This window comes from Parapedobacter defluvii (assembly GCF_014642075.1).
GTDB lineage: Bacteria > Bacteroidota > Bacteroidia > Sphingobacteriales > Sphingobacteriaceae > Parapedobacter > Parapedobacter defluvii.
This window is the reverse complement of record NZ_BMIK01000002.1, coordinates 571,481-595,537: the sequence shown is the minus strand read 5'-3', so window position 1 is coordinate 595,537 and position 24,057 is coordinate 571,481. Positions and strand designations below refer to the sequence as shown.

Annotated in this window: 22 protein-coding genes and 1 tRNA gene; 14 read left to right on the top strand and 9 right to left on the bottom strand. The window is 48.1% G+C overall.

Features of this window, described 5'->3' with window-relative positions; genetic code table 11:
• Window positions 1-68 precede the first annotated feature (68 nt).
• From IEX60_RS06390 to IEX60_RS06380, 3 genes are all read right to left on the bottom strand, one after another.
• Window positions 69-545, bottom strand: coding sequence for a hypothetical protein (locus tag IEX60_RS06390; RefSeq protein WP_188748607.1), 477 nt, complete (start codon window positions 543-545; stop codon window positions 69-71).
• Window positions 546-659: 114 nt separating this feature from the next.
• Entirely contained in the window at window positions 660-1,346 is a 687-nt protein-coding gene (locus IEX60_RS06385; protein ID WP_188748605.1) for a hypothetical protein, read from the bottom strand.
• A 658-nt stretch (window positions 1,347-2,004) separates the two neighbouring features.
• A tRNA-Phe gene (locus IEX60_RS06380) sits at window positions 2,005-2,077 on the bottom strand.
• Window positions 2,078-2,264: 187 nt separating this feature from the next.
• Between IEX60_RS06380 and mnmA the strand changes: the two genes are divergently transcribed.
• The 3 genes from mnmA to IEX60_RS06365 all read left to right on the top strand — a co-directional run bounded on the left by mnmA (window position 2,265) and on the right by IEX60_RS06365 (window position 4,256).
• On the top strand, window positions 2,265-3,353 hold the full coding sequence (gene mnmA, locus IEX60_RS06375; RefSeq protein ID WP_188748603.1) for a tRNA 2-thiouridine(34) synthase MnmA: 1,089 nt from the start codon (window positions 2,265-2,267) through the stop codon (window positions 3,351-3,353).
• 98 nt (window positions 3,354-3,451) lie between these two features.
• Window positions 3,452-4,003, top strand: a complete 552-nt coding sequence (locus IEX60_RS06370) for a hypothetical protein (protein WP_188748601.1) — start codon at window positions 3,452-3,454, stop codon at window positions 4,001-4,003.
• Window positions 4,004-4,055: 52 nt separating this feature from the next.
• A complete protein-coding gene (locus IEX60_RS06365; RefSeq protein WP_229717450.1) occupies window positions 4,056-4,256 on the top strand; it encodes a hypothetical protein in 201 nt (66 codons plus the stop codon).
• Here the strand turns inward: IEX60_RS06365 and IEX60_RS06360 are convergent.
• Window positions 4,234-5,094, bottom strand: a complete 861-nt coding sequence (locus IEX60_RS06360; RefSeq protein ID WP_188748599.1) for a phosphoenolpyruvate hydrolase family protein — start codon at window positions 5,092-5,094, stop codon at window positions 4,234-4,236. The two genes, IEX60_RS06365 and IEX60_RS06360, sit on opposite strands and share 23 nt — an antisense overlap.
• 69 nt (window positions 5,095-5,163) lie before the next feature.
• Window positions 5,164-6,402 (bottom strand): Tm-1-like ATP-binding domain-containing protein, encoded by a 1,239-nt coding sequence (locus IEX60_RS06355; protein WP_188748597.1) that lies wholly within the window; start codon window positions 6,400-6,402, stop codon window positions 5,164-5,166.
• Between the two features lie 141 nt (window positions 6,403-6,543).
• Here IEX60_RS06355 and IEX60_RS06350 point away from each other — a divergent pair, with 141 nt between their 5' ends.
• Window positions 6,544-7,602: a class I fructose-bisphosphate aldolase gene (locus IEX60_RS06350; protein WP_188748595.1), complete on the top strand. Its 1,059-nt coding sequence runs from the start codon at window positions 6,544-6,546 to the stop codon at window positions 7,600-7,602.
• Window positions 7,603-7,678: 76 nt separating this feature from the next.
• On the top strand, window positions 7,679-8,386 hold the full coding sequence (locus tag IEX60_RS06345; protein ID WP_188748593.1) for a helix-turn-helix domain-containing protein: 708 nt from the start codon (window positions 7,679-7,681) through the stop codon (window positions 8,384-8,386).
• A gap of 12 nt (window positions 8,387-8,398) precedes the next feature.
• Here IEX60_RS06345 and IEX60_RS06340 read toward each other — a convergent pair whose 3' ends face one another.
• A complete protein-coding gene (locus IEX60_RS06340; protein ID WP_188748591.1) occupies window positions 8,399-8,875 on the bottom strand; it encodes an ester cyclase in 477 nt (158 codons plus the stop codon).
• Between the two features lie 115 nt (window positions 8,876-8,990).
• Window positions 8,991-9,923 (bottom strand): SRPBCC family protein, encoded by a 933-nt coding sequence (locus tag IEX60_RS06335; RefSeq protein ID WP_188748589.1) that lies wholly within the window; start codon window positions 9,921-9,923, stop codon window positions 8,991-8,993.
• Window positions 9,924-10,074: 151 nt separating this feature from the next.
• Between IEX60_RS06335 and IEX60_RS06330 the strand changes: the two genes are divergently transcribed.
• Both IEX60_RS06330 and IEX60_RS06325 read left to right on the top strand, forming a co-directional pair.
• Window positions 10,075-11,097 carry a GlxA family transcriptional regulator gene (locus IEX60_RS06330; protein ID WP_188748587.1) on the top strand — a complete coding sequence of 341 codons (1,023 nt, stop codon included), beginning with the start codon at window positions 10,075-10,077 and terminating at the stop codon, window positions 11,095-11,097.
• A gap of 87 nt (window positions 11,098-11,184) precedes the next feature.
• Window positions 11,185-12,144, top strand: a complete 960-nt coding sequence (locus tag IEX60_RS06325) for an NAD(P)-dependent alcohol dehydrogenase (RefSeq protein ID WP_188748585.1) — start codon at window positions 11,185-11,187, stop codon at window positions 12,142-12,144.
• A 21-nt stretch (window positions 12,145-12,165) separates the two neighbouring features.
• Here the strand turns inward: IEX60_RS06325 and IEX60_RS06320 are convergent, their stop codons facing one another.
• Window positions 12,166-12,786: a DinB family protein gene (locus IEX60_RS06320; RefSeq protein ID WP_188748583.1), complete on the bottom strand. Its 621-nt coding sequence runs from the start codon at window positions 12,784-12,786 to the stop codon at window positions 12,166-12,168.
• A gap of 141 nt (window positions 12,787-12,927) precedes the next feature.
• Between IEX60_RS06320 and IEX60_RS06315 the strand changes: the two genes are divergently transcribed.
• Together IEX60_RS06315 and IEX60_RS06310 are read left to right on the top strand one after the other, a co-directional pair.
• A complete protein-coding gene (locus tag IEX60_RS06315) occupies window positions 12,928-14,178 on the top strand; it encodes a DEAD/DEAH box helicase (RefSeq protein WP_188748581.1) in 1,251 nt (416 codons plus the stop codon).
• Between the two features lie 188 nt (window positions 14,179-14,366).
• Entirely contained in the window at window positions 14,367-14,918 is a 552-nt protein-coding gene (locus IEX60_RS06310; RefSeq protein ID WP_188748579.1) for an RNA polymerase sigma-70 factor, read from the top strand.
• An 8-nt stretch (window positions 14,919-14,926) separates the two neighbouring features.
• On the opposite strand, the gene IEX60_RS06305 is transcribed toward IEX60_RS06310, so the two are convergent.
• Window positions 14,927-15,616, bottom strand: coding sequence for an SMUG2 DNA glycosylase family protein (locus tag IEX60_RS06305; RefSeq protein WP_188748577.1), 690 nt, complete (start codon window positions 15,614-15,616; stop codon window positions 14,927-14,929).
• Between the two features lie 132 nt (window positions 15,617-15,748).
• On the opposite strand from IEX60_RS06305, the gene IEX60_RS06300 reads away from it, so the two are divergent.
• The 5 genes from IEX60_RS06300 to IEX60_RS06280 all read left to right on the top strand — a co-directional run bounded on the left by IEX60_RS06300 (window position 15,749) and on the right by IEX60_RS06280 (window position 24,057).
• A complete protein-coding gene (locus IEX60_RS06300) occupies window positions 15,749-16,765 on the top strand; it encodes a FecR family protein (RefSeq protein ID WP_188748575.1) in 1,017 nt (338 codons plus the stop codon).
• 119 nt (window positions 16,766-16,884) lie between these two features.
• Window positions 16,885-20,070: a SusC/RagA family TonB-linked outer membrane protein gene (locus IEX60_RS06295; RefSeq protein WP_229717449.1), complete on the top strand. Its 3,186-nt coding sequence runs from the start codon at window positions 16,885-16,887 to the stop codon at window positions 20,068-20,070.
• Window positions 20,071-20,081: 11 nt separating this feature from the next.
• Window positions 20,082-21,641 carry a RagB/SusD family nutrient uptake outer membrane protein gene (locus IEX60_RS06290; protein ID WP_188748574.1) on the top strand — a complete coding sequence of 520 codons (1,560 nt, stop codon included), beginning with the start codon at window positions 20,082-20,084 and terminating at the stop codon, window positions 21,639-21,641.
• 20 nt (window positions 21,642-21,661) lie between these two features.
• The gene (locus IEX60_RS06285; RefSeq protein ID WP_188748572.1) at window positions 21,662-23,203 is read left to right on the top strand and encodes a Gfo/Idh/MocA family protein; all 1,542 of its coding nucleotides are present in this window, start codon (window positions 21,662-21,664) and stop codon (window positions 23,201-23,203) included.
• 38 nt (window positions 23,204-23,241) lie between these two features.
• On the top strand, window positions 23,242-24,057 hold the full coding sequence (locus IEX60_RS06280) for a 3-keto-disaccharide hydrolase (protein WP_188748570.1): 816 nt from the start codon (window positions 23,242-23,244) through the stop codon (window positions 24,055-24,057).

Genomic DNA, 24,057 nt, shown 5'->3' with positions numbered 1-24,057 from the left:
TAGATTTGCAGTAAGCACAAGGGGTGTTTCCCAGCCCCGCGGGGCTGGGAAACACCCCTTGACACAGTTCATTTTACAGACCCGATTTTGATATTATCGATTTCCTTGATTTCTTCCTCGAAAAGCTTACCGAACTTATCAATCACCTTTTCGCTATTTGTGATATACTTTTTATTAAGGTTATTTAGGAACTCAATGAAATTATCAAAGAGTGAAATGCTAAGATGACAGTAAATCTGGGAACTCAGTTCAGATAGCTTTTCTTCTTTGTTATCTTCGTCTATTTTTAGCGTACACTGGCCGTCAATTTTTTTTGCCCAAACAATCGAATCTCCTATTGTACCAAAAATTTTGTTAAAATGCTCGACCTGTTTTTTGTCTGTTTGAATTACCTGATTTATTGGGTCAGTGAATACATGCCGGGTCATCTTTATTTTTATGTCTTGTCCCCATTTTTCGTCAATCTTATTGGCAGATTGAGCGATGAGCATAATTTTAAACAAATAATCTTTAAGCGCTATTGTCAATTCATTTTCTTCTTTCATAATATGAGCATATAAAATGGGACACGATTTTTAGGGGGGTATATACCAATTTTTGTGTCCTAATTCTTGTCATTTCTAAAACTAAAATCAAACTATCAGAAAATACCACCTCAATCAGTGGATACGAATGCTTGCACAGAACTCGTAAAAATTCTTTTGTGCAGCTAGGAGTGCATCTTTTGCATCTCGAAGTAATGACAGGTTCTCAACATTCGGGTTACTTTCAGCCTTACGCAGTAAATCTTCGTAAAGCAGGTGTGTCTTGATGCAATCTGAAAAGTGTGTTTCTCTAATTTTATCGAGTCGTTCCAATAAGGTAACCTGGTTTTGGTGCAAAGTTATCCTGTTACACTCTTCTACCGACATGATGATTGAAATGTCTTCTATGCTCCCGATGTTAATAATTTCTTCATTCTCTCTCGTATTCTGAAATGCAATCCTATATTCATTTTGATAGCTTAACTTTAAAGGCTTCTCGAAACAATTCTTCCTTCCTAACCTATTTTCAATATCACAATATTTAATTTTGTCATAATGCGTGTTTTTGTACATCGTATCTAATACGGCTCTTACTCGATTTAAAAATTCCTTTGGATTAACTATTAGGAGGAAATGACGATATCGTCCCTGCATTTTTGCCGAAAGCCAAACATCCTTCTGATTTTCGAAATTAAAATCATCTACTACTGAATAGAGACAAAATATATTAACATAATGTTCATTGTTAACGTACGTACTCCTAAAATTTCCATCTGGCTGACCTTCCATCCTAATGGATGAATCGTGAGATTCTTTGCGCATGTCGATTGTCGCACCCGGCCCATTCGTAACTTTGTAAACATTTTCATAACGGTCGCCAATCCCATCGTCTTCCTGTCTAGCCTACGGTAAGAATTTGTCATGCCTTATGCTTGGTGCAAAGTTGCTCTCCATAAAAGCTGCCTTTGTATTCATTACAAGGTTTCATGCTTCAACCACGTAATGAATCCAACCGCTTTTCATGATTTTGCTCGCCTGCGCATCGCTCGGGCTTCGTTGCCGTCATGATTATTGCTTTGGCAATCACACAAGCCCAGGCGTTGGCAATAATCCCGCCAGCACTCGTCTATTGCATAGATGTCGCTCAATCGCACTGATGTGCTTCTTTTGATCGACCCTCGCTCAACTCGCAGCCGGCGAGCGTACTAATTCTATAGATTCATCCCATTACTGTGAATAGGTTTTAATACATTTGATAACCAAAAGAAGGGAGGTGAATAACTAAAAAGTGAGACACAAATGAGACAAAACAAGCAAAACCCACTGGATTTTGCTTGTTTACATTCCATATCCTTAGGAATGAAATTGAGTAAACAAACAATAAGTTAAATCGGCTCTATTGCCTGAAAACAACTGATTTACAGGTTAATCAGCAACTGTTATCCAACAAAAAAGCCCCACATCTCTGTGAAGCTTCCTGTGGTACCAGCTGGATTCGAACCAGCGACACAAGGATTTTCAGTCCTTTGCTCTACCAACTGAGCTATGGTACCCTTTTTGAAACAGCGATTACCGCCGTTTTGGGATTGCAAATGTAGCGCCTTTTTTCATTTCAGAAAACTTTTTTTTAAAATTGTTCATCCAACGAAGCCAAGCCATTGATTACGTTTGGGATAAAATGACAGCTCCAAAACAATAGGGTAAAAAAATAGCTGTATCTTTGCGTTTTTATAAATAACGATGAGTAAAAGAGGAAGAGTATTGGTTGCCATGAGCGGAGGAGTGGACAGTTCGGTGGCAGCAGTGATGCTCCACGAACAAGGGTACGAGGTGATCGGGCTGACCATGAAAACCTGGGATTATGCGTCCTCAGGAGGCTCCTCCAAGGAGACAGGTTGCTGCAGCCTCGACAGCATCAATGATGCAAGGGCGTTGGCTGTGTCATACGGTTTTCCGCACTATATACTTGATATCCGTGGCGAGTTCGGCGATTTTGTCATTGATAATTTCGTGGACGAATATTTGGCTGGCCGGACACCCAATCCGTGCGTACTCTGCAATACCCATATCAAATGGGAAGCACTTCTCAAACGGGCGGATAAGTTGGACTGTGAATTTATTGCAACAGGCCATTATGCCAACATCCGGCTGCAGGACAATGGTCGGTATGTTATCTCCAAAGGAAAGGATACCCATAAAGATCAGTCCTATGTACTTTGGGGCGTATCACAGGAAAATCTTGCCCGCACACAGTTCCCGCTTGGTAGTTTTACGAAGACCGAAATTCGTCAAATGGCTGCAGAAATGGGGCAGTTGGAGCTTGCCCATAAATCAGAAAGCTACGAAATCTGTTTTGTTCCGGATAATGATTACCGGGCATTCCTACGCCATCGTGTAGAAGATATTGACGACCGGATCGGAACGGGCAACTTTGTGCTGACCGATGGCACAGTAGTTGGGCAGCATCAGGGATATCCCTATTATACCGTAGGTCAACGCAAAGGCCTTGGCATCGCGTTGGGTCGGCCTATATTCGTCACACAGATATTACCGGAAAGCAATACCGTTGTACTAGGTGACGAACATGAATTGCAACGTCGGGAGGCTTACGTAAAAAACGTAAACCTCGTAAAATATGCCTCCATTGCCCAGTCTATGGAGGCGGTAACCAAAATCCGCTATAAGGATGCCGGAATGACCAGTACGATTGTACAGGAAGGAAATCGGGTAAAGGTAGATTTCCACCACGCCGTAAAGGGCATTGCACCTGGGCAGTCCGCAGTGTTTTATGAAGGAGATGACTTACTAGGAGGCGGCTTTTTAATGTAAGTATGGCCCACCCTCTCTCTTTGCTGCTCAGTAACGCATTTTCCCCAGATATTTTGGCTATTTTTTCGTTTCTTTGAGCCATTAGTTTTTTTTGCGTTATGATATACCTATCCAAAAGTGCTCTACTAATCTTGCTGTTGGCATCTCTTTCTTTTGTTGGAATAGCCCAAGACCGAAAAATAGATATATATGAGCCAGGACAACGTGCGCAGTCATTTTTTGTTGAGCTAGGAGGGCCGGGGTTTATCTCGGCAAATTACGATTTCCGCTTTCAGCATACACGGAACGGATGGGGCGGCAAAGCCGGGTTGGGGTATTTCTCGATAGACAATGAAGACTATTTAACATTACCCGTACAGGTAAACTATCTACTTGGAAAAAACGGCCACTATTTTGAAATGGGTGCGGGTGCATCCTATATCCGCAATTCATATGACCGGTATGATTACCAGTATGATGAACAGGGTTGGTATACGGAATATTATCGTGGCCGGGACGTCGATAATCAGGTATTGGGTTCTTTAACCTTTGGATACCGTAAACAGCCGGTTGACGGTGGATTTAACTTCAGGGCAGGCTTATCCCCTATTCTCTATGAAGGGGATTTTATTCCCTATCTTCCGTACATTTCTTTCGGTTATTCTTTTTAAAACTTCTTTTTGCCATGACCTGCATATCATAAACATTGAATTAATAAATACAATGGCAACCCATTCAAAAGGCATTTCAGATTACAACAAGTCAAAAACCACGGAAGATAACTTGATCTGTGATTTGCTCGCGAAAGAAATCAATGCCCATCTGTCTGAAGCCGAAAATAAAATCTGGCACGGACATCCTGTCTGGTTTTTGGACGGCAACCCGATAACGGCTTATAGGCTTACCGTAATGTCAACGCCTTGAATGCACGTGTTAATTCCGTCAGCGATTCTTCAACGCCCATGCGCTCCAAGGAAGAAGCACCAACAAATCCCTGTGCCGTAGTATGGTCAAGTACGTAACGGACATCTTCCGGGGTATTGATCGGCCCTCCATGGGCAAGAAAGAAAATGTCGGGATTAACCGATCGGCCAGCATCAATGATTTCCTGGGTCCGCTCGATGGTAAAATCCATGCTGCGCGTAGCGTTGACCACCCCGATGGAACCTCCTACCGTGGTGCCCACGTGGGAGATGATCGCATCGGCACCGGCATCGGCCATTTGCTTTGCTTCTTCCGGCGTAGCTACATATACAATGGAAAATAGGTCCATCTTGGTCGCTAAACGGATCATCTCCACTTCTTTGGCAAACCCCATACCCGTTTCTTCCAACACTTGGCGAAAATGACCATCAACGATGGAATGGGTAGGGAAATTATTGACACCGGAGAACCCCATATCCTTCACCTTCAGTAAATGGTGCCACATCCGGCGGCGGGGGTCAGAGCCGTGCACACCACAGATGACGGGAATTTCGTTGACCACTGGTAATACTTCAAATTCACCGATTTCCAGTGCTTCGGCATTGGCATCACCATAGGCCATCAGTCCGGCGGTAGAGCCATGTCCCGCCATACGGAAGCGCCCCGAATTGTAGATAATGATGAGGTCGGCACCTCCCCGTTCTATAAATTTGGCACTGATACCTGTACCTGCTCCGGCGGCGATGATTGCTTTATTTTCAGCTAGTGTCTTTTGCAGACGCTCCCTAACTTCCTGTTTCGTGTAGGGGTTGCCCACCCCGGTCCATGGATTTGGCATACGATGAATCTTTTATTTTCCGGTACGAAGGTCGGGAAGTTTACCAACATTCGCAAATCTGCCCTTTTATCAGGTAGTAACCTGGTCCATCAAGCGAAGCAGCGTTTCGACTGCCTGCCGGGCGAACAGGCCATCGTTAATATGTGCAGCAACTTCTATAACCTCCACCTGCTCGGCAACAGTTTCCTTTATTGCATCAAACAACACCCGGTTTACAGACGGTGCGAAAAATGCACTTCCGTTCGCATCAAGCTGTGAAAGCCCCTGCAAAGGCAGCAGCACTGCGGTTGAGGCTTTGGGTTGTCCCAACTTACGGGCAAGCAACTGTCCTAATTGGCGATTTTCCATTTCGTTGGTACGCATCAGCGTAACGTCGGGTGCCCAGCTGTATAAGAAACGACTGCGATACCGCTGCGGCACCGTATCCAGGTGTGCAAAATTAACCATATCCAGACAGCCCGGGGCGATCACCTGGGGGATACCGCAAGCGGCAGCCGCTTCCAGCCGATCTGGCCCCGCACTGCATATACCTCCGCAAAGCTCGTCGGCCAGTTCAGTAGTCGTCAGGTCCAACAAGCCATCGAAACATCCCTCGCGTATCAGCGATTCCATCGTCTGTCCCCCTACTCCATTGGCGTGGAACACGAATACTTCGCAACTCTTCGCTTTTAATAGATCTGCACATGCCATCACACAAGCAGTGGTGTTACCGAACATGGTGATAGCGACGCGCTGTACAGTCCCCAATGTAACTCCGGGGGGTTCCGGTACATTAGCCATCGCGCATATAGCGGCAGCAGCTTGCCGGATCAGCATTCGGCTGATGCTGTTCAGCCCCGCCACGTCGACTACCGATGGCATTAAGGTGATGTCTTTGCTGCCGACCTGACGGGAAAGGTCCTTGGAAGCAACCGTGCTGAGACACAGTTTGGGAATCCCAAGCGGTATGGATTGCATCGCCGCCAGGGCGATGTAGGTCCCCCCGCCGCCGCCCATGTTTATAGCAGCTTTTAATACACCTGTCTCATACAGGCGTGCCAGCACACGGGCCGCCCCCTTCCCCATCACATCAACGGCATGGCCGCGATCTGCGCGTTCACGTAGCTCGTCGAGCGCATGCCCTCCTGCCACTGCTACTTCATCGGCTTCAAAATCCACCGGGAAATCTGCAGTACTTCCATATACACCTGTATTGATCGTGATTACCGTTTCTCCGTGGGATAAGAGACAGGACCGCAGAAACGCAAAGTCCTCCCCTTTGGTGTCAAAACACCCTAATAGAACAATGGATTTTTGGATATCAGACATCGCTATGTTTACTAGTGGCATTAAAGGTACGGGATATTTGCGAATACTGGCAAGACCTCTCATTTGAGGGTATAAATCCAAAACAATCGGCAAGGTGTAATGTTGGCAACTAAGAGGGTTATTAGATGAGACATCATACATATGGACTATCCTGAAATACAGCACTTGTTGGGGAACGAGGCAGAAAATCTGCTGAGCTTTAAAAGCGAGGCTATTTCCAAAAACCTTTTACATGTCCCTTCTCCTGAATTTATAGATAATGTATTTGCGTTGAGCAACCGGAATCCGCAGGTCCTGCGCAATTTGAATGCCTTATTTAATCACGGCCGGCTATCGGGCACAGGTTACCTTTCGATCCTTCCGGTTGATCAGGGCATTGAACATTCGGCGGGCGCCTCCTTTGCAGCCAATCCACTGTATTTTGATCCTGAAAATATCATCAAACTGGCTATCGAAGGTGGATGTAATGCCGTTGCGACAACGTTTGGAAACCTGGCCCTGATGTCGAGAAAATATGCCCACAAAATACCGTTCGTCGTCAAACTAAACCACAACGAATTGTTGACGTACCCCACCAAGTACGATCAGATCATGTTCGGAACCGTGAGGGAAGCATGGAATTTGGGAGCAGCAGCCGTAGGTGCCACCATATACTTCGGATCGGAAAATTCCAACCGTCAGTTGGTTGAAGTTGCAGAAGCTTTCGAAAATGCACACCGCCTTGGGATGGCATGCATTTTATGGTGCTATACCCGTAATAACGGATTTAAAAAAGACGGCAAAAATTACGAGGTAGCCGCAGATATCACAGGGCAGGCAAATCATTTGGGAGTCACTATCCAAGCTGATATCATCAAACAGAAAATGCCCGAAGGGAATGGAGGCTTTACCGCGATCAATTTTTCAAAAAGTCATCCCAAAATGTACAGCAACTTAACGTCCGATCACCCCATCGACCTCTGCAGATACCAGGTACTGAATTGCTACATGGGCCGGGTGGGTCTAATCAACTCGGGCGGAGAGTCCGAGGGAGCATCGGATCTGGCGGCGTCTGTCAAAACCGCCGTAATTAATAAAAGAGCCGGCGGGATGGGACTTATCCTGGGGAGGCGGGCATTTCAACGACCTTTTTCAGAAGGGGTGCTTCTGCTGGAGGCTGTTCAGGATGTTTATCGGTTGCGGGAGATTGATCTGGCATAGGTAATCCCCGGTTCGAAATCCACACACGGGGGGGGGAGATAATACAACAGCAGATCGGTTCGTTGAATAGTACAAAATGCCCATAGAATTATTTAATATCAACGAGGGGTATACGGTATTCACTGAAAGTGATTACAAAACCAAAAAGCATATGCATTACGCCATCGAAATCGTATGCTGTAAGGAAGGTACATTTAACGTAACAACAGCTGTGTCAAACCATACCAACATCACCAGTGTCATTATTCCCTCGAATCTTCCCCATCGCTTTAGCTGCTTAGGCACTACCTGCAATCTGCTGTTTTTGGACCCATTATCCCCGCTGGGAAGCCATTTTAGAAAGCAATATCGATTAGTCTCTCAAAATGATGCCATTGCAAATCCCCCCGGGCTAAACCGGTTCTATAAAAATGGAAATTTCAATATTTCATGGATGAAGCGCTATAGGGAAGGCGGTACTCCAGCCGATCTGGACTTCAGGATCCGTAACTGCCTTCAAGAAATCGACGCCCGCATCACCGACCAAAGCATACCGCTGTCTCAATTATCAGAAGCTTCATTTTTGTCCGAGAGCAGGCTTTCACACCTGTTTAAAGAGCAGATTGGCATATCAATTCATCAATGTATTCTTTGGAAAAAAATCCTCGTGGCGGTAGTGAAAGCGCGGGAAGGATATTCCTTAACGGCGTGCGCACACTATGCAGGATTTTCCGATTCCGCTCATTTCTGCAAAGTGTACGCACGGATGTTTGGAATCAACCCATTTTTTGTACTTAAACGTTAGTTCATGCACATTTCAGGGCTGTGAAGATGGTCGGATTTCTTCCAGCAGACCGTACAGATCGGACACGACCCAACGTTCCATTAACTTTCCATTTTCTATCCGGTAAATGGCAATCCCTTTGAGTGTAATAGTCTGTCCGGTTGGAGCAATATCAATACCCGGAAAAGAGCCTTTATGAGTTCCATGCATCTCCCAGCGTACCACTACCCGATCCCCGTCGGCAATTAGGTCCTGTACCTTGTACCTAGCGTCAGGTACCGCCTTTTTTAATGCTGCATAATAATTACGGAATGCTTCCGGACCCTTTTGTCCCTCAGGCCAATCGTGTGAGAAAAACTCGGCAGACAACACTTCATCTACCATTTCCATGTTCCAATCTTCATATACTTCCTTGTAGAAACGTTTTAATAACGCCCCGTTTTTTGAAGGAGAAGGAAACGAAATAAGCGTAAAAATGGGCAGGACAGTTGTTAATACCAAATAACTCATGACATGTACAGATTTTGTTTTAAAATTGTTTTACCTGACAAAAGTCGAAGAATGGTGACGAAAAAACTTGTACGAAACTGCTAAGTTATTTTCCAACCGACTGCCCTCGGTCAGCTTACCGGTACTGATCCGGATACGGCAACCCTTTTCCGGTTTCGCACAGCCTTTTCAGGCTCCTGAAAAACATGGCCCAATCGTAACTGCATGAAGCAAACTCGGGAGTATAGTCTTTCCATCCATCGTGGTGAAAAAACAGGACAGTTCCTTTACGATGCGGTTCCAGCTCGAAAGTCATTTTCGTCCCGACCCACTCTTCATAACCTTTCAGGCAGAGCCATTTTACCCGGCTGTAGGGCTTGAGTTCCTCAACCTTCATTTCCTTAAAATAATCCGGGCCAAAGGAAAACCGCAAAATACTGCCTACCTCCGGTTGTGCAATCGTCTCCGGTGTCCACCAACCGGCTAATCCTTTCTGTGTGGTCAACGCCCCGTAAACCGTCTCCACAGGTGTTTCGATCAGTAGCCGGTGATGAATGCTTTTCGATGTGGATGAGGCTGCTGGAATCTCCTCCTGTGCCGGCTGCACATCCGTACGTTCTCCCGTATCTGCCGGTGTCGGATTGCCTTTGCCCGTCACGATCAGCTCTTTTAGACTACCCTGGATGTAATGTGTCCATGCATCCCGGCAAATTTGGAAACATTCATAATCCGGCACTAGGCCCCTATGAATAAAAGTCAACTGCGTCTGTCCATCTCTTTCGGAAATTTCAAAGATTACGTCAGTCCCGGTCCATTCCTGCTTGTCGGTGGTGAATTTGAAATAATTATCCAGCACATGCCAAACCACTTTCTTATCCGGTATCCATTCCGTAATTTTCATCGTCGACCGGTGCACATCCTGGTAGTGGTATGAAAATTCGGCCCCCGGTCTGTCGGTGTCCCCTTCGATGTTCTCCGACCACCATCCACGTACATTATTTATAGCCCCGAAAACTTGTTGCGGTGTAGCGTTGACCAAAACCGTTGTTTTGAAATCCTGATTTTCCATGATCCAATCTTTTTGTTAACGAATAAAATGTTTCATCGCCTACCTAAACGAGACGATTCAAAAATATAGACAAATACACATCGGGGGCGGGTGCAAAATAGACTTTATCACGGGTTGATTTGGACAACACGTTTTGTTAAATTTGCATACGATGAAACACGCAACCATTTTAGTGCCCCATGTCCAAACAGCTAACAGCACAATTGCATGTATTGTGGGTGCTTATCAACTATTTACCGGTGCCAACGACTACTGGCAAAAAAGGGGTGAAAATCCACTGTTTAAAATTGAAACTGCTGGTGTAGCAAATGAGTCGGCATTCATCAATGGTCTATTGACCATAAAACCACAGGTCAATATTGCTTCTTTAAAGAAGACAGACCTCATCCTGATTCCGTCGTTAACTCCCGAATTCCAGCTGGCGTTGGATGGGAATATCAAACTGATCGATTGGATACGCGAACAATACCAAAACGGAGCAGAAGTGGCCAGTATGTGCACAGGAGCATTCATGTTAGCATCGTCCGGTTTACTGGATAAAAGAAGCTGTTCCATACATTGGAACTCGGCGGACCGTTTCAGGTCGCTATTTCCCAATGTACAGCTAAAAACTGAAAAATTAATCACAGACGAAAATGGCATCTATACCAATGGAGGGGGTTATTCCTTTTTAAATCTGCTGTTGTATCTGGTGGAAAAGTATTACGACAGGGAAACGGCAATTTATTGCTCCAAAACGTTTCAGGTGGAAATAGACCGGCAAACACAATCTGCTTTTGCCATATTCACCGGGCAAAAGTCTCATGGAGATGAGGTTGTAAAAAAAGCCCAGGAATATATCGAAGCTAATTTCCATGAAAAAATATCCGTAGCCGATCTTTCAAAACGGTTTGCGGTTGGCAGAAGAAATTTTGACCGGCGCTTTATCAAAGCGACCGGTAATACTCCGCTCGAATATTTACAACGGGTAAAGATCGAATCCGCAAAAAAAGCGTTTGAAACCACACGCAAAACAGTCAACGAAGTCATGTATGAAGTGGGTTATTCAGACGAGAAAGCGTTCCGTGAAGTGTTTAGAAAGATAACCGGCCTGTCGCCACTGACCTACCGAAACAAATACAATAAAGAAGCTGTCCCCTCCGCTTATGAAGGAGAAATCCCCCGCAATAGGTGAATCATCTAATTAGCCGGGATTTAATATTAAATTAACACATAACAGCGTAACTTTATACAACGCAAAAGATGACAGCACAACAACCGAATGAAAGCAATGGTATATACCCGATATGGTCCTCCCGAGGTGGTCCAATTGCAGGAAGTCAACCTACCAACGGTCAAAACAAATGAAGTACGGATCAAGATACGCGCAACCACAGTAAACCGCACAGACTGTGGGTTTCGCAGTGCGAACTATTTTATAAGCCGGTTTTTCAGTGGCTTACTTAAACCGAAAATCAACATACTTGGCTGCGAGTTTGCCGGTGAGATAGAATCAGTTGGTCGGGATGTCAGTAATTTCAAACCAGGCGATCGTGTATTCGGATATGACGATACTCGTTTTGGTGGACATGGCGAATACAAAGTAATGGCAGCATCGGGCGCATTGGCTACGATTCCCGAAGGGATGGAGTACACCGTGGCAGCAGCGCTTACCGAAGGCAGTCATTATGCGCTCGGTAATATCCGTGCAGCCCGGATCAAACAAGGGGATACCGTAATGGTTTACGGCGCGACAGGGGCCATCGGTTCGGCTGCTGTACAACTGCTGAAACATTTTGGAGCGTATGTAGTAGCCGTCTCTAATACAAAGAACGTCGGATTGGTAGCGTCATTGGGGGCCGATGAAGTGATCGATTACCAAACCCAAAATTTCACGGAAACCACCCATCGCTTCAACTTCATCTTTGATGCAGTTGGAAAGCGCTCTTTCCGGCAATGCAAACCCTTGCTGAAAAGCAAAGGGGTATACATCTCCACCGAATTGGGTAAAAATTCAGAAAACATAGGACTGGCACTCTTCACGCCGATGAGTGGCGGCCGGAAAGTGTTGTTTCCGCTGCCCACCATCAGCCGCGATGATGTGTTACTGATCCGGGAACTTGCCAGCTTGGGTAGTTTTACACCGGTGATCGATCGAACCTATCCACTTGAACAATTGGTAGAAGCCTATCGCTATACAGAAACCGGCCAAAAGACCGGAAACGTAGTCATCACCGTATAAACCCAAGACCCCAACCGTAACTTAATCCGGAAAATTCGGATCGGCCTTTACTTCTTCGATCTGCAAGGTATGCCGCGCGGTGTGCGCCGGAATGTAGAGCAGCGAATGATAGCCGTCAACCGGGCCAAATGGTGAATCGGTAATGCGGTTACGCATGTCGTCCACGGAAATTCCCTTTATGTAACCGAGTATTGCTTTTCGCTCTTTTTTCAGGTCTTTAAGTGCCGATTTGGCATTCCGGTATTTCCCGGCTTCCTTCGGACTCATTTCTTCCGAGGCTTTTGCTTTAAAACTTCTATCTGTCATCCCTTTAATCACGCCATCGTCCGTTACTTTTACATCACCTTTCCGCTCGGGATTGGGTTGTTGTGCGAGTGTTTTTTTCGCGTACTCAAAAAGCGCCGGCTCACTGAGTATGATGTGCTCCAAGCACTGGCTGATGGACCATCGGTCAGGTGCCGACTTAAATTGCAACTGCGCTTCGCTCAACCCCGCAACAGATTTTTGCAGGACATCGAATGTCTGCTGATAGTAATCAAGCAGGAATGCTTTGTCGTGCTGCACCCCGGGTGCATCCGACTGCGCCATCACCGCGTTCACCAACGTACACGCAGTAAATAACAAGAATAGTAACCGTTTCATCGTCTTAATTTTTACACAAAAATAAAAAGAAGTTAGGTAAGCCATGCGTGCGAAATGCGACATATTAAATGGGCATCCAAGACATTTCAGAAAATAATCGAATAATTATCAGTATCTTTGCAGTTCAGTAAATAGTATATTTTGCAATTCACATCATTAAATCTTTCCAGTCCCCTTTTACAGGCACTGGAATCTGCGGGTTACCATACCCCTACTCCCATTCAGCAACAAGCAATACCCTCCATACTGCAACACCACGATGTATTGGCGTGCGCGCAAACCGGCACCGGTAAAACCGCGGCTTTTTCGTTGCCGATCATTGAACAATTACTAACGGTTAAAGCAGACACCGGATTTCAGGGGCCAAAAGCCTTAATCCTGGCGCCCACGAGGGAACTGGCCATCCAGATCGGCGAAAACATAGCCGTATACGTAAGCCGGACCCGCATCAGGCATGCCGTTATATTCGGTGGCGTATCGGCTGTCAGCCAGATCGCCGTGCTTCGCAAGCGTCCCGATATACTGGTAGCGACCCCGGGAAGATTGCTCGACTTACTTAACCAAAAAGTGTTATCCCTGCAACAGGTACGTTTCCTGGTATTGGATGAGGCAGACCGCATGCTCGATATGGGATTCATCAAAGATATCCGTACCATTATCGGCAAAATCCCTGAAAACCGTCAAACGATGTTGTTTTCGGCCACGATGCCATCCGAAATAGAAAACCTGGCAAGGGCCATTCTTAGAAATCCCGAACGGATTGCGGTCACCCCGGTATCCTCTACGGTAGACACCATCCAACAAGCCGTTTATCCCGTCGTAAAAGCGAATAAGGTAGATCTGTTGTGCCACTTGGTCCACAACGAGAAAAATGGAAATGTGCTGGTGTTCTCGCGAACCAAACACGGAGCGGATAAAATTGTGCGCAAACTTAAAAAAGCAAACATCACCGCTGAAGCCATCCACGGCAACAAATCGCAACAGGCCCGGCAAAAAGCATTGAAAGCTTTCAAAGATGGTACCATCAAGGTATTGGTTGCTACCGATATCGCCGCACGCGGAATTGATATCGACCGATTGCAATTGGTCATCAACTTTGATTTACCCAACGAGCCGGAAACCTACGTGCACCGCATCGGACGCACGGGAAGGGCGGGCGAAAGTGGGCGTGCCTGGTCGTTCTGCGACCCGGAAGAACGGGAATACCTCTGGCAGATCACCAAGCTGATCAAGCAGACCCTCCCGTTGGTCGAAAACCATCCTTTTATACCGGAAAACCTGACGGAATACCGCGAACCCGTGAAAACCGTTACGCCACCGCCCACCAAGTCAAATCGAAACAAAAAGAAAAAACGTAAACGCCCGCATTCCACCTACCGGGAAGCGGTTTAAGTGCACGTTGAAATGATAGAGCCATTTTTGCCTTGGTTTCCAAAATGCAAAAATGGCTCTTGATATACTCCATTTATACCCTTACATTTGTCCGTAACATTCACGCTGGAATACGTAATTATAAACCACAACTGGACTGATTCTTCGGGCGTTCAATGCTGTAGAAATAAAGGGTGTCCCCAAATAAAATGCATATTCAGGATGAAAAACGGCTATTACTGGCGCTTAGCAACGGCAATAGGGAGGCGTTTGACACATTATTCCGGAACTTCTTTCCAAAATTAAGCCGCTTCCTACGCGGAATGCTGGATGACGAAGCCGCCGCGGATGACCTGGCACAGGATATCTTCGTCAAGCTGTGGCAAAACCGCGATCTGTTTGCACACATCGAAAACCTGGACGCCTACCTGTTTACAGCAGCTAAAAATGCCCTGTATAATCACATCAAACGCAAAGCAAAAACCGATTTCTTACCGCTATCAAACGCGGTTGAGGTTCCATCGCTCGAACAGCTTGAAGAGGTGCTATCCGCCCACGACCTGGAGGTACTGATCGATCAGACCATCGAGAAAATGCCTCCAAAACGAAAAACCGTGTTCAACCTCAGCCGCAAGGAAGGTCTAAGCAACGAGAAAATCGCCCATTACCTTCACATCAGCAAACGTACCGTTGAAACTCATATTTCGGCAGCTTTGGCCGACATCCGGAAGGCGATCCGGCTGTTTATATTCTTTTTTTAAACGAATCTTTATCCGCTCAGGGCTACCAGGTATTTATCGATATACAATTGTTTTTCTTTGGATTTATATTGCTGGATATAACGCGGATGCTCCAATACGGTGGCTTTTTCAAACAGTTTTTCCTCTTTGTTCAGTTTATGGATAAACTGGGCATTTTTTTTCCCGAGAATAAAAACTTCCGAAGTATCCAATCCCAGGCTGATGTGTTTTTTCATGGAGGCAATCATGAAAGATTTCACCCTGTCAAAAAGTTTGGGATCATCGTAATAATTTGCATTCAGCCAGTCGTTTTCCTTCACATGGCGGACAATGGCGAGCGGAAAAGGTGAGTTGATATAAAACCTTTTGTAGAAATCGTCCGGTCCACCCCACGCCGAAATCATGTCGTACACGAACACCGAAGAAACTTCATGTGTACGGGCAGAAAGCATCTTAATTCCGCAGACACTTTCCAGCCGTTTCGTATCCGTAAAGGGTACACCTGTTACGCCTGCGCCATGCCGGCTGGGGTTGATACCGATAATGAATTTCCGCTTATTGGAATCGTTATAATATTTCCGGTAAAAAGCCTGCATTACCGTCATCGTTTCGGGGTTATCCAGGTAGGGATTCAGCACCCCGAACCCGTCCGGTAAAGCACCGATATAATGTAGTTCCCGGTTAAACTGAATGATCTTCTCAGCAAATGTGTTGGCCATGACGACAAAGAACTTGCTAAGGTACAGAAAATGCCAATGTCCTGCAATAGACTCTTTTTTTAAAAAGGACTACGTGTGTTTCGTCTCACGGTTGTCATGTAGTTAAACCGGTACATACGGGAAAACCAAGCAATGAAACAAAACCGCATTTATCATTTACTCCAATGCCTGCTAACCAAAAAGTTAACAGGCCGCCAGCGTGATGTCGTGCGGTATTGGCTCGCTAACAGCGATGAAACGGAAGAAAAAGATGAGGCCTTAAAACAACTATGGGACAGTACACCGGCTACCCCTGCGCAGTCGGTTGAGCAGGCTCTGCTGAACACCCATTCCCGGATTGAACAAGCGGAAAGCGACGGCGTAAAAACAACATTGGCCAGGCGCTTACTGCGTTATGCGGCCATTTTCCTCTTACCACTCCTTTCGGCATTTTCGGTGTGGATGTTTATGAAGCACCAACAGGAAAGCACACAGAATATGCTTACCCAGTATGTACCCAATGGGGAGCGCCAGACCCTCCATTTGGATGATGGAACCGAGGTCCAACTGAATGCGGGTACCTTGTTTGTCTATCCGGAAGCATTCGGTAACCAAGAGCGGACCGTTTACCTGGTCGGCGAAGCCAATTTTTCGGTAGCAAACGATGCCGGACGGCCCTTCATTGTCCACGCAAAATCGTTGGCCGTTCAGGTCCTCGGAACCAAATTCAATGTGGCTTCGTATCCCTCGGATGACCGGATAACGGTTACACTCGAAACAGGTGCCGTCAAAGTCTATGAAAAGGAGCATCCGCACCACGGTCAACTGATGCGTCCGAATGAACAGCTCAGTTACTCACAGACGGATAAAAACTTTACCAAAGCAACGGTAGATGCCGCGTCTTTTGCGTCCTGGACAGCGGGGGGCCTCTTTTTCGATCACCAGACGTTACACGACATTCTGATGGCGCTTGAACGCAGCTACGGCATCCGCTTCGTACTGGATCCCGGCCTGAAAGACACGGATCAATATACACTCCGTATCAAACCAAATGAACCCATAGAAGATGTCCTGCATGTATTAGTTCAGATTGCTGGAAATCGCATGGATTATAAACGCGATGGACAAACCATCCGTCTCTATCAGAAAGGAAAGGAGGTAAGCCCATAAAAAAAGATACCGGAAAGATCTTCCACAACCCATTCCGGTATCTAAATTAATCAGTTCGATATTTCTTAAGTAAGAACCCGAGTGAACTAACCAATTTTAAAAATTGATACGCCAAAATTATGAAAATAAATGGTATCTATGCCTATTCTGCATATATAAAAGAATTTATTGCCCTTGGCCTCCTCTGCCTATCCGGCACGGCAATGGCCCAAAAACAGACCATTAACCTACCTGAAAATCCATTGACCGTAAAAGCGGTCTTTCAGGCCATCGAGCAGCAAACCGGCCTTTCCGTCGATTACAACCAGACGCGTTTAAATGTATCCCAGGAAATCGATATACCGGCTAACCGCACCTCCCTGGATGAAATTTTAAAGACCGTGCTCTCGCCCAGTGGATTCACTTACCACATCGAGAAAACCCATATTATCATCAGTCAGGTAAACGGGAACGGGGCGCAGGAAAAGAAAAATGTCAGCGGAATTGTGATCGACGAATCCGACGAACCGCTCGTGGGGGCCAATATTATTGAAAAAGGCACGAATAATGGCATACGCACGGATGAAAACGGTCAATTCACCCTAGACGTAGCGGGTCCGAATGCCGTATTACAGGTTTCCTACTTGGGCCACCTGTCGCAGGAGATACGTGTCGGAACGAACACGAGCCTCCACATCCGGTTAATGAAAGATGTCCAAAACCTGGACGAGGTCGTCATTGTGGGGTATGGAACCATGAGCAGACGGGAAATTACCGGATCGGTCACAAACATCACCGCGAAAGATTTCAACCAGGGGTTTTCCAACGATGCTGCCCGGCTCCTGCAGGGCAAGGTTGCGGGACTGGAAATTAACACCGGCACGGGAGATGTAACCGCCAATGCCTCCATACGGCTGCGGGGTATTTCGACCCTGCAAAACGATCAGGGGCCTTTCGTCGTCATCGATAATGTGCCGGGTGCAGACATCACCACCGTTGCCCCGCAGGACATTGAGTCTATATCCATCCTGAAAGACGCCTCTGCCGCTGCCATCTACGGCTCACGGTCGGCCGGGGGTGTCATTTTGATCACCACGAAACGGGGAACGGCCAATCAACCGAAGATCAGTTACACCGGTGCGGTTGGCATTTCGTCGCTCGCCAACAAGCCCATGCTGATGTCGTCGACCAAGTGGCGCGAATATACGTCTACCACTCCGGGCAAAGACGGCAGTTCTTTCGACATGGGTGCCAACACCGACTGGTTTGATGCGATTACCCGCACCGGCGTGCAGCAGGATCACAACATTTCGCTATCCGGAGGCGGCACCCGGAATAATTACCGGGGGTCGGTATCCATGCTGCAGCGGAACGGCATTGCCCGCGATAATTCGATGGAACGGTATAACGCCCGGTTGCAATTTACCCAATGGTCTGCGGACAATAAATTAAAGATCGATCTGACGGGAGCGGCAACCCTTACCGACAACAGCCCGACCAACACCCGTAATTTTGTGCTGGCTTATAACATGATTCCGGTAAGGCCCATCAAACTGGACGACGGCTCCTGGTATGACACCCGCGAATACGACCAGGGAAACCCCGTGCGCAATCAGGCCGAAAACACCTATGAGAACAAGATCAACAACTTTTACGGCACCGCCAACGTTACCTATACACCGGTGGAAGGACTCGACCTGAAAGTGCTGCTAACGAAAACCCGGAACAACGAAGACTACAGCGAATACCGCAGCATCGGGTCGGAAGCGGGCTATAACGACGGTGGCTTTGCGCTGCGTTCCGGCAACATCACGGATAGGGATCTGTCGGAATGGACAGCCAATTATTCCCGGCAATTCGGCGACCACAAGTTGAATCTGCTGGGTGGCTACTCCTGGGAACAACAGGTATATGCTGCACACTCGGGGCAAACCCGCGGATACATAACCGATCTGCTGGGACCGAACGACCTGGCATCCGGTCGGAACATCCACGTGGGCGATGCCACGTCTGCACGGAATAAAAGCCGGCTGATCTCATTCTATGGCCGGTTGAATTACAACTTCTCGGAACGGTACGTACTCACGGCAACCGTACGCCACGATGGTTCGTCAAAATTCGGAAAAAACCATAAGTGGGGTACCTTTCCCTCCATTTCCGCAGGGTGGAATATCTCGGAAGAACCCTTTATGCAAAACACCGCTTGGGTTAACGACCTGAAACTGCGCATCGGTTATGGGGTTACCGGAAACCAGTCGGGACTGGATCCTTATAAAACGCTGGAGCTGTTCGGCTCGGATGGCCTCTATTACGACAACGGGGCCTGGCTTCCGGCCTACAGCATCAGCCAGAACGCCAACCCCGACCTGAAATGGGAACAAACCGCCATGCTGAACATCGGATTGGATGTCGCCCTGTTTGCCAACCGGTTAAATGCCAAACTTGAATGGTACGACAAAAAGACATCCGATATGCTATACACTTATCCGGTGCCTACCCCTCCCTATCTGATGGATGAAATTATGGCCAACGTAGGCGATATGGACAACAAGGGATTGGAACTGACCCTGGGGTATGCCGCCATACAACATCCTGATTTCAATTGGGATATCTCGGTTAACCTCTCACACAACCGTAACCGGATCACCAAATTGTCCAATGCCATCTATACGACCGACCGCATTCTGCTGGGCGGGGTATTCATCCGCGGGGGCAGCTCGACCACCCATGTGCTGGAAGTAGGCCGTCCCATCGGTCAATTCTACGGATTGCGGTCCGAAGGGCTGGATGCAGACGGCAAGTATATTTTCGTCGACCAGAACGACGATGGTGAAATATCGGACCCGGCCGACCTGGATTATATCGGCGATGCCCAGCCGGACCTGCTCTATGGAATCAACAATGCATTCCGTTACAAACAGTTTGATCTATCGGTGTTTCTCCGGGGTTCCATAGGCAACGACATCCTGAATGCGCCGCGCATGGCCTTCGCGCAATCGGGATTCCTGCCGGGAACAAATGCACTGGACGACCCGCTTACGTATCAGTTACAGGAAACCACACCCCGCTATTCTTCGTTCTACATTGAAAACGGATCGTACCTACGTTTGGATAACCTTTCGTTGGGTTATCGCTTCAACGACCGTATCCTCAACGGTGCCCGTTTGTATTTCACGGCCCAGAACGTGTTCGTCATCACCGGATACAAGGGATTGGATCCCGAAGTACCCATCGATGACAACAGCGGACTAACACCGGGTATTGAACCGCGTGAATTTTATCCGAAAGCCCGGACCTTTGCCCTTGGTATAAGTGTTAACTTCTAAACGATATTCTCATGAACCGAACAATAAAATACATAACCTTCCTGCTCGGATTGGCCCTAATGGTTGCCTGCACCGATCTAGGCGAAGAGGTATACGACAAACTACCCAAGGATACCTTCGGCAACACGCCGGAACAGCTCAATGCCATCATCGGACCGGCCTATAAATCGCTCAAGCGGCTACAGCCCTATGACAGCGCGTGGGGCATGTCTGGCATGACTTCCGATGCCATGATTGCGCCCACCCGACTGGGGGGCGACTGGTGGGACGGGGGGATGTACATGGAACAGACCATGCATACCTGGGACGCCCGCTCCTATTCCGTACAGACGCTATGGGATAATTGCACAGCCGGATTGACGGCTGTCAATGCAGTTTACAGCATTGTGGAAACCAATGACCTGTTATCGCCTGAATTGAAGGCCCGTTACCTGGGGGAACTCCGCGGGCTGCGTGCCTTTTGGTACTATCAATTGATAGACTACTTTGGCAATGTGCCGCTGGTTACCGATTTCAAAGATACCTCCCTGCCTTCCATCACCCCTCGTGAACAGGTATATCAATTTATAGTGGACGAACTGAATGAGATCATTCCTGTACTCCGCGACGACGTCTCCGACGAAAGTTACGGCAAATTCACACAGGGTGCCGCCCGTACCCTGCTGGCCAAGATGTACCTCAATGCCGAAGAGTGGACGGGAACACCCAACTGGTCGGGTGTCATTGAGCAATGCGAGGAAATAAAAAAGCTGGGATACAGCCTGACAGCCGACTGGACAGCCAATTTCACGGTGCATAACGAATCCTCACGCGAAATCATCCTGCCGATCTGCTTCAGCGCTACCGATGGAGGCAACTCCATCCACCTGTATACCCTCCACTACCTGGATCCGATTGCACTGGGCTTTAAGGCAGCGACGTGGAACGGCATCTGTGGCGTACCCGATTTTGTAAAAGCGTTTGACGACGCCGATAGCCGCAAGGAAGCTACTTTCCTGATCGGCCCCATGATCGACCCCAGTACGGGGGAAGTGCTGATGACGACCGCCAACCGTCCACTGAACCATACCGTCGACCTCAACATTGTTCCCGGTACGGAAAAGCGGGATGCGGCAGGCAACCTTACGGGCTGGGGAGAAGTCAACCAGGAAGATGGCGCCCGCATCAAAAAATGGCAGTTTGAACGGGGAATGGCCAATACCGATATGGAAAACGATGTGGCCATTTTCCGCTTGGCCGATGTGTACCTCATGGAGGCAGAAGCGCTGGTACGTCTGGGACGGGCTGTCGAAGCACTGCCGCTGGTCAACGAAATACGCCAGCGCGCCTTTGGCAATACCCAACACAACTACAATGTCCTGACACTGGAAGATGTGTACCGGGAGCGGCGCTTTGAGCTGGCCTATGAGTTTACGGAACGCCAGGACATGATCCGCTTCGGCACCTTCCTGCAACCCAAGTTCATGAAACCGTATGTCACCGAAAGTTACCGGAAATTGCTGCCCATCCCCTTCACGGCATGGCAGAAAAACAACAAGCTTACCCAAAATCCGGGATACCCGGGCTTTTAACGATCGATAAAATAACCCATATGGAACAGACAACAAAGCAACAGACTTCGACGGCCGGTATCTCGCGCCGGAAATTCCTGGGAGCCGCCGCAACAGGCATTGCGGGCATCACCATTTTACCCAGCCATACCATCGCCGGCCTCGGCCATATACCGCCGAGTGATAAACTCTACATCGCTAAGATTGGATGCGGCGGCATGGGAGCAGCCGATCTCGGCAGCCTGATGAATACACCCAAAAAAAATGCGGAAATCGCCTGCCTGTGTGACGTGGATGCCCGCATGGCGGCCGATGCCCGGAAAAAATTCCCGAAAGCATCCTTCTACGAAGATTGGCGTAAATTATACGACGAAGCCGGTAATAAATTTGACGCCGTCTGCATCTCCACGCCCGATCACAACCACGCCATACAGGCCTTCGGTGCGATACGCATGGGCAAACACGTGTACCTGCAAAAACCACTGGCGCACGACATTTACGAGGCCCGGATCCTTACCGAAGCTGCCAAAAAGCACAAGGTGGTCACCCAGATGGGCGATCAGGGCAATTCCTGTGACGGCATGAAAACCATGCGCGAGTGGTTTGAAGCCGGTCTGATCGGTGATATCGAAAAGGTGTACTGCTGGACCAACCGCCCGGTATGGCCTCAGGGTATCCCCTGGCCTACTGCCAAAGCCCCTGTACCCAAAGAGCTCAATTGGGATCTCTGGCTGGGTACCGCCGAATATACCGACTACATCGAAAATCTGGTCCCTTTCAACTGGCGGGGCTGGTGGGCATTTGGTACGGGCGCCCTGGGCGACATGGGTTGCCACATCATCGGGCCTGCCTTCAAATTACTGGGTCTCAACTATCCCAGCGAAGTGAGCTGCAGCGTAACCAACCAGTTTACCGGTATCTTTGAAGAGGCGTATTATCCCGAAAGCGGCCCGGTGGCCAGTTCCATCCGCTTTAAGTTCAAGCAGCAGAATGGTCGGGATCTTTCCCTGTACTGGATGGATGGCGGCATCATGCCGGAACGGCCCGAAGAAGTGGATCCCAATGCCGATCTCACCAATGCCATGGGCGACCTCGATCCGCACGACGTGGAAGGCGCTACCGTGTTTGTCGGCACGAAGGGCAAGGTCTCCTGTGGGTGGGGCGGCTCAGATCCCCGCTTATGGCAGCAAAATGGCAGCAAAAAGCCCTTGTTCGCCAAGGACGTCGGCATCCCCGAAAAATACCCGCGCATCCCCGGAGGCACCAACGGGCACTATTGGGCCTGGATCGATTCGTGCATCGCCGGTTACGATAAAGCCCGGGTGGAGTCGCCCTTTGAAGGCTATGCCGGGCCACTCACGGAAGCGGTGCTCATGGGTAATCTCATGCTGCGCGGCTATAACATCCGCACGAAAACAAGCCGTAAGGACGCTGTCTACGGCGAAATGGAAACTTACCAATACCCGGGGAGGAACATCACCTACCTATGGGACGGCCCCAACATGCGGATTACCAATTTCCCTGAAGCAAACCAGTTTGTCAAACGCACCTACCGGAACGGATGGGAAGCGCTGACGTTGTAAAGCCGATGGTAGACAATCATTACTAAATTATTTTCTGAATGAACAAGCTAAATTATATCACCTGGATGGCACTGATGGTGCTGTCTATGGGTGCATGCACCCAACAAGCGAATCAAACCGCCGAGAATCAAACCACCAGCCAACCGGAAACTCCCTGTGTGGAAGAAGCCGTACCGGAGGGCGGTGAATGGCTCACTCTATTTGATGGCAAAACACTCAGCGGATGGCGGGGTTACTGCATGGACAGCATCCCTGCCGGTTGGGTGGTCGAAGAGGGTAACATTACGTTCAAAGGCAGCGAAAGCACGGTCAACCCCGAAGGAGGCGATCTCATTTATGATCGGGCATTCAAAAATTTTATACTGGAAATTGACTGGAAAATCGATAAAGCGGGCAACAGCGGCATCTTCTATACCGCCCGGGAAGTCAAAGGGAAACCCATTTATTATTCCAGTCCGGAATACCAGCTCCTGGACAACGAAAACATGCCCGATGCCTGGGAAGGCGTAGGCGGGAACCGGCAGGCCGGCGCCGTGTACGACATGATTCCTCCGGTACCTCAGCCTGTCAAACCTTACGGAAACTGGAACCATACCAAAATCGTGCTTTATAAAGAACACGTATACCATTACCTAAACGATACGCTGGTACTTGACTTCAAGCTCGGCACCGCCGTCTGGAAAGCACTGGTTGATAAAAGCAAGTTCAGCGAATTCAGCAAAGATCCCGAGAAATGCCCCGATGCCTACGAGCTGATGCTCAACTGCGGCAAAAATCCGGGCTACATCGGCTTACAGGACCACGGATACGGTGTCTGCTTCCGCAACATCCGCATCAAAGACCTGGATCAATAG

What these genes read in the sequence shown, in the direction of transcription:
- IEX60_RS06390 (WP_188748607.1), bottom strand. Translation starts at nt 545, where the DNA reads ATGAAAGAAGAAAATGAATTGACAATAGCGCTTAAAGATTATTTGTTT.
- IEX60_RS06385 (WP_188748605.1), bottom strand. Translation starts at nt 1,346, where the DNA reads ATGCGCAAAGAATCTCACGATTCATCCATTAGGATGGAAGGTCAGCCA.
- mnmA (WP_188748603.1), top strand. Translation starts at nt 2,265, where the DNA reads ATGAGTAAAAGAGGAAGAGTATTGGTTGCCATGAGCGGAGGAGTGGAC.
- IEX60_RS06370 (WP_188748601.1), top strand. Translation starts at nt 3,452, where the DNA reads ATGATATACCTATCCAAAAGTGCTCTACTAATCTTGCTGTTGGCATCT.
- IEX60_RS06365 (WP_229717450.1), top strand. Translation starts at nt 4,056, where the DNA reads ATGGCAACCCATTCAAAAGGCATTTCAGATTACAACAAGTCAAAAACC.
- IEX60_RS06360 (WP_188748599.1), bottom strand. Translation starts at nt 5,094, where the DNA reads ATGCCAAATCCATGGACCGGGGTGGGCAACCCCTACACGAAACAGGAA.
- IEX60_RS06355 (WP_188748597.1), bottom strand. Translation starts at nt 6,402, where the DNA reads ATGTCTGATATCCAAAAATCCATTGTTCTATTAGGGTGTTTTGACACC.
- IEX60_RS06350 (WP_188748595.1), top strand. Translation starts at nt 6,544, where the DNA reads ATGGACTATCCTGAAATACAGCACTTGTTGGGGAACGAGGCAGAAAAT.
- IEX60_RS06345 (WP_188748593.1), top strand. Translation starts at nt 7,679, where the DNA reads ATGCCCATAGAATTATTTAATATCAACGAGGGGTATACGGTATTCACT.
- IEX60_RS06340 (WP_188748591.1), bottom strand. Translation starts at nt 8,875, where the DNA reads ATGAGTTATTTGGTATTAACAACTGTCCTGCCCATTTTTACGCTTATT.
- IEX60_RS06335 (WP_188748589.1), bottom strand. Translation starts at nt 9,923, where the DNA reads ATGGAAAATCAGGATTTCAAAACAACGGTTTTGGTCAACGCTACACCG.
- IEX60_RS06330 (WP_188748587.1), top strand. Translation starts at nt 10,075, where the DNA reads ATGAAACACGCAACCATTTTAGTGCCCCATGTCCAAACAGCTAACAGC.
- IEX60_RS06325 (WP_188748585.1), top strand. Translation starts at nt 11,185, where the DNA reads ATGAAAGCAATGGTATATACCCGATATGGTCCTCCCGAGGTGGTCCAA.
- IEX60_RS06320 (WP_188748583.1), bottom strand. Translation starts at nt 12,786, where the DNA reads ATGAAACGGTTACTATTCTTGTTATTTACTGCGTGTACGTTGGTGAAC.
- IEX60_RS06310 (WP_188748579.1), top strand. Translation starts at nt 14,367, where the DNA reads ATGCATATTCAGGATGAAAAACGGCTATTACTGGCGCTTAGCAACGGC.
- IEX60_RS06305 (WP_188748577.1), bottom strand. Translation starts at nt 15,616, where the DNA reads ATGGCCAACACATTTGCTGAGAAGATCATTCAGTTTAACCGGGAACTA.
- IEX60_RS06300 (WP_188748575.1), top strand. Translation starts at nt 15,749, where the DNA reads ATGAAACAAAACCGCATTTATCATTTACTCCAATGCCTGCTAACCAAA.
- IEX60_RS06295 (WP_229717449.1), top strand. Translation starts at nt 16,885, where the DNA reads ATGAAAATAAATGGTATCTATGCCTATTCTGCATATATAAAAGAATTT.
- IEX60_RS06290 (WP_188748574.1), top strand. Translation starts at nt 20,082, where the DNA reads ATGAACCGAACAATAAAATACATAACCTTCCTGCTCGGATTGGCCCTA.
- IEX60_RS06285 (WP_188748572.1), top strand. Translation starts at nt 21,662, where the DNA reads ATGGAACAGACAACAAAGCAACAGACTTCGACGGCCGGTATCTCGCGC.
- IEX60_RS06280 (WP_188748570.1), top strand. Translation starts at nt 23,242, where the DNA reads ATGAACAAGCTAAATTATATCACCTGGATGGCACTGATGGTGCTGTCT.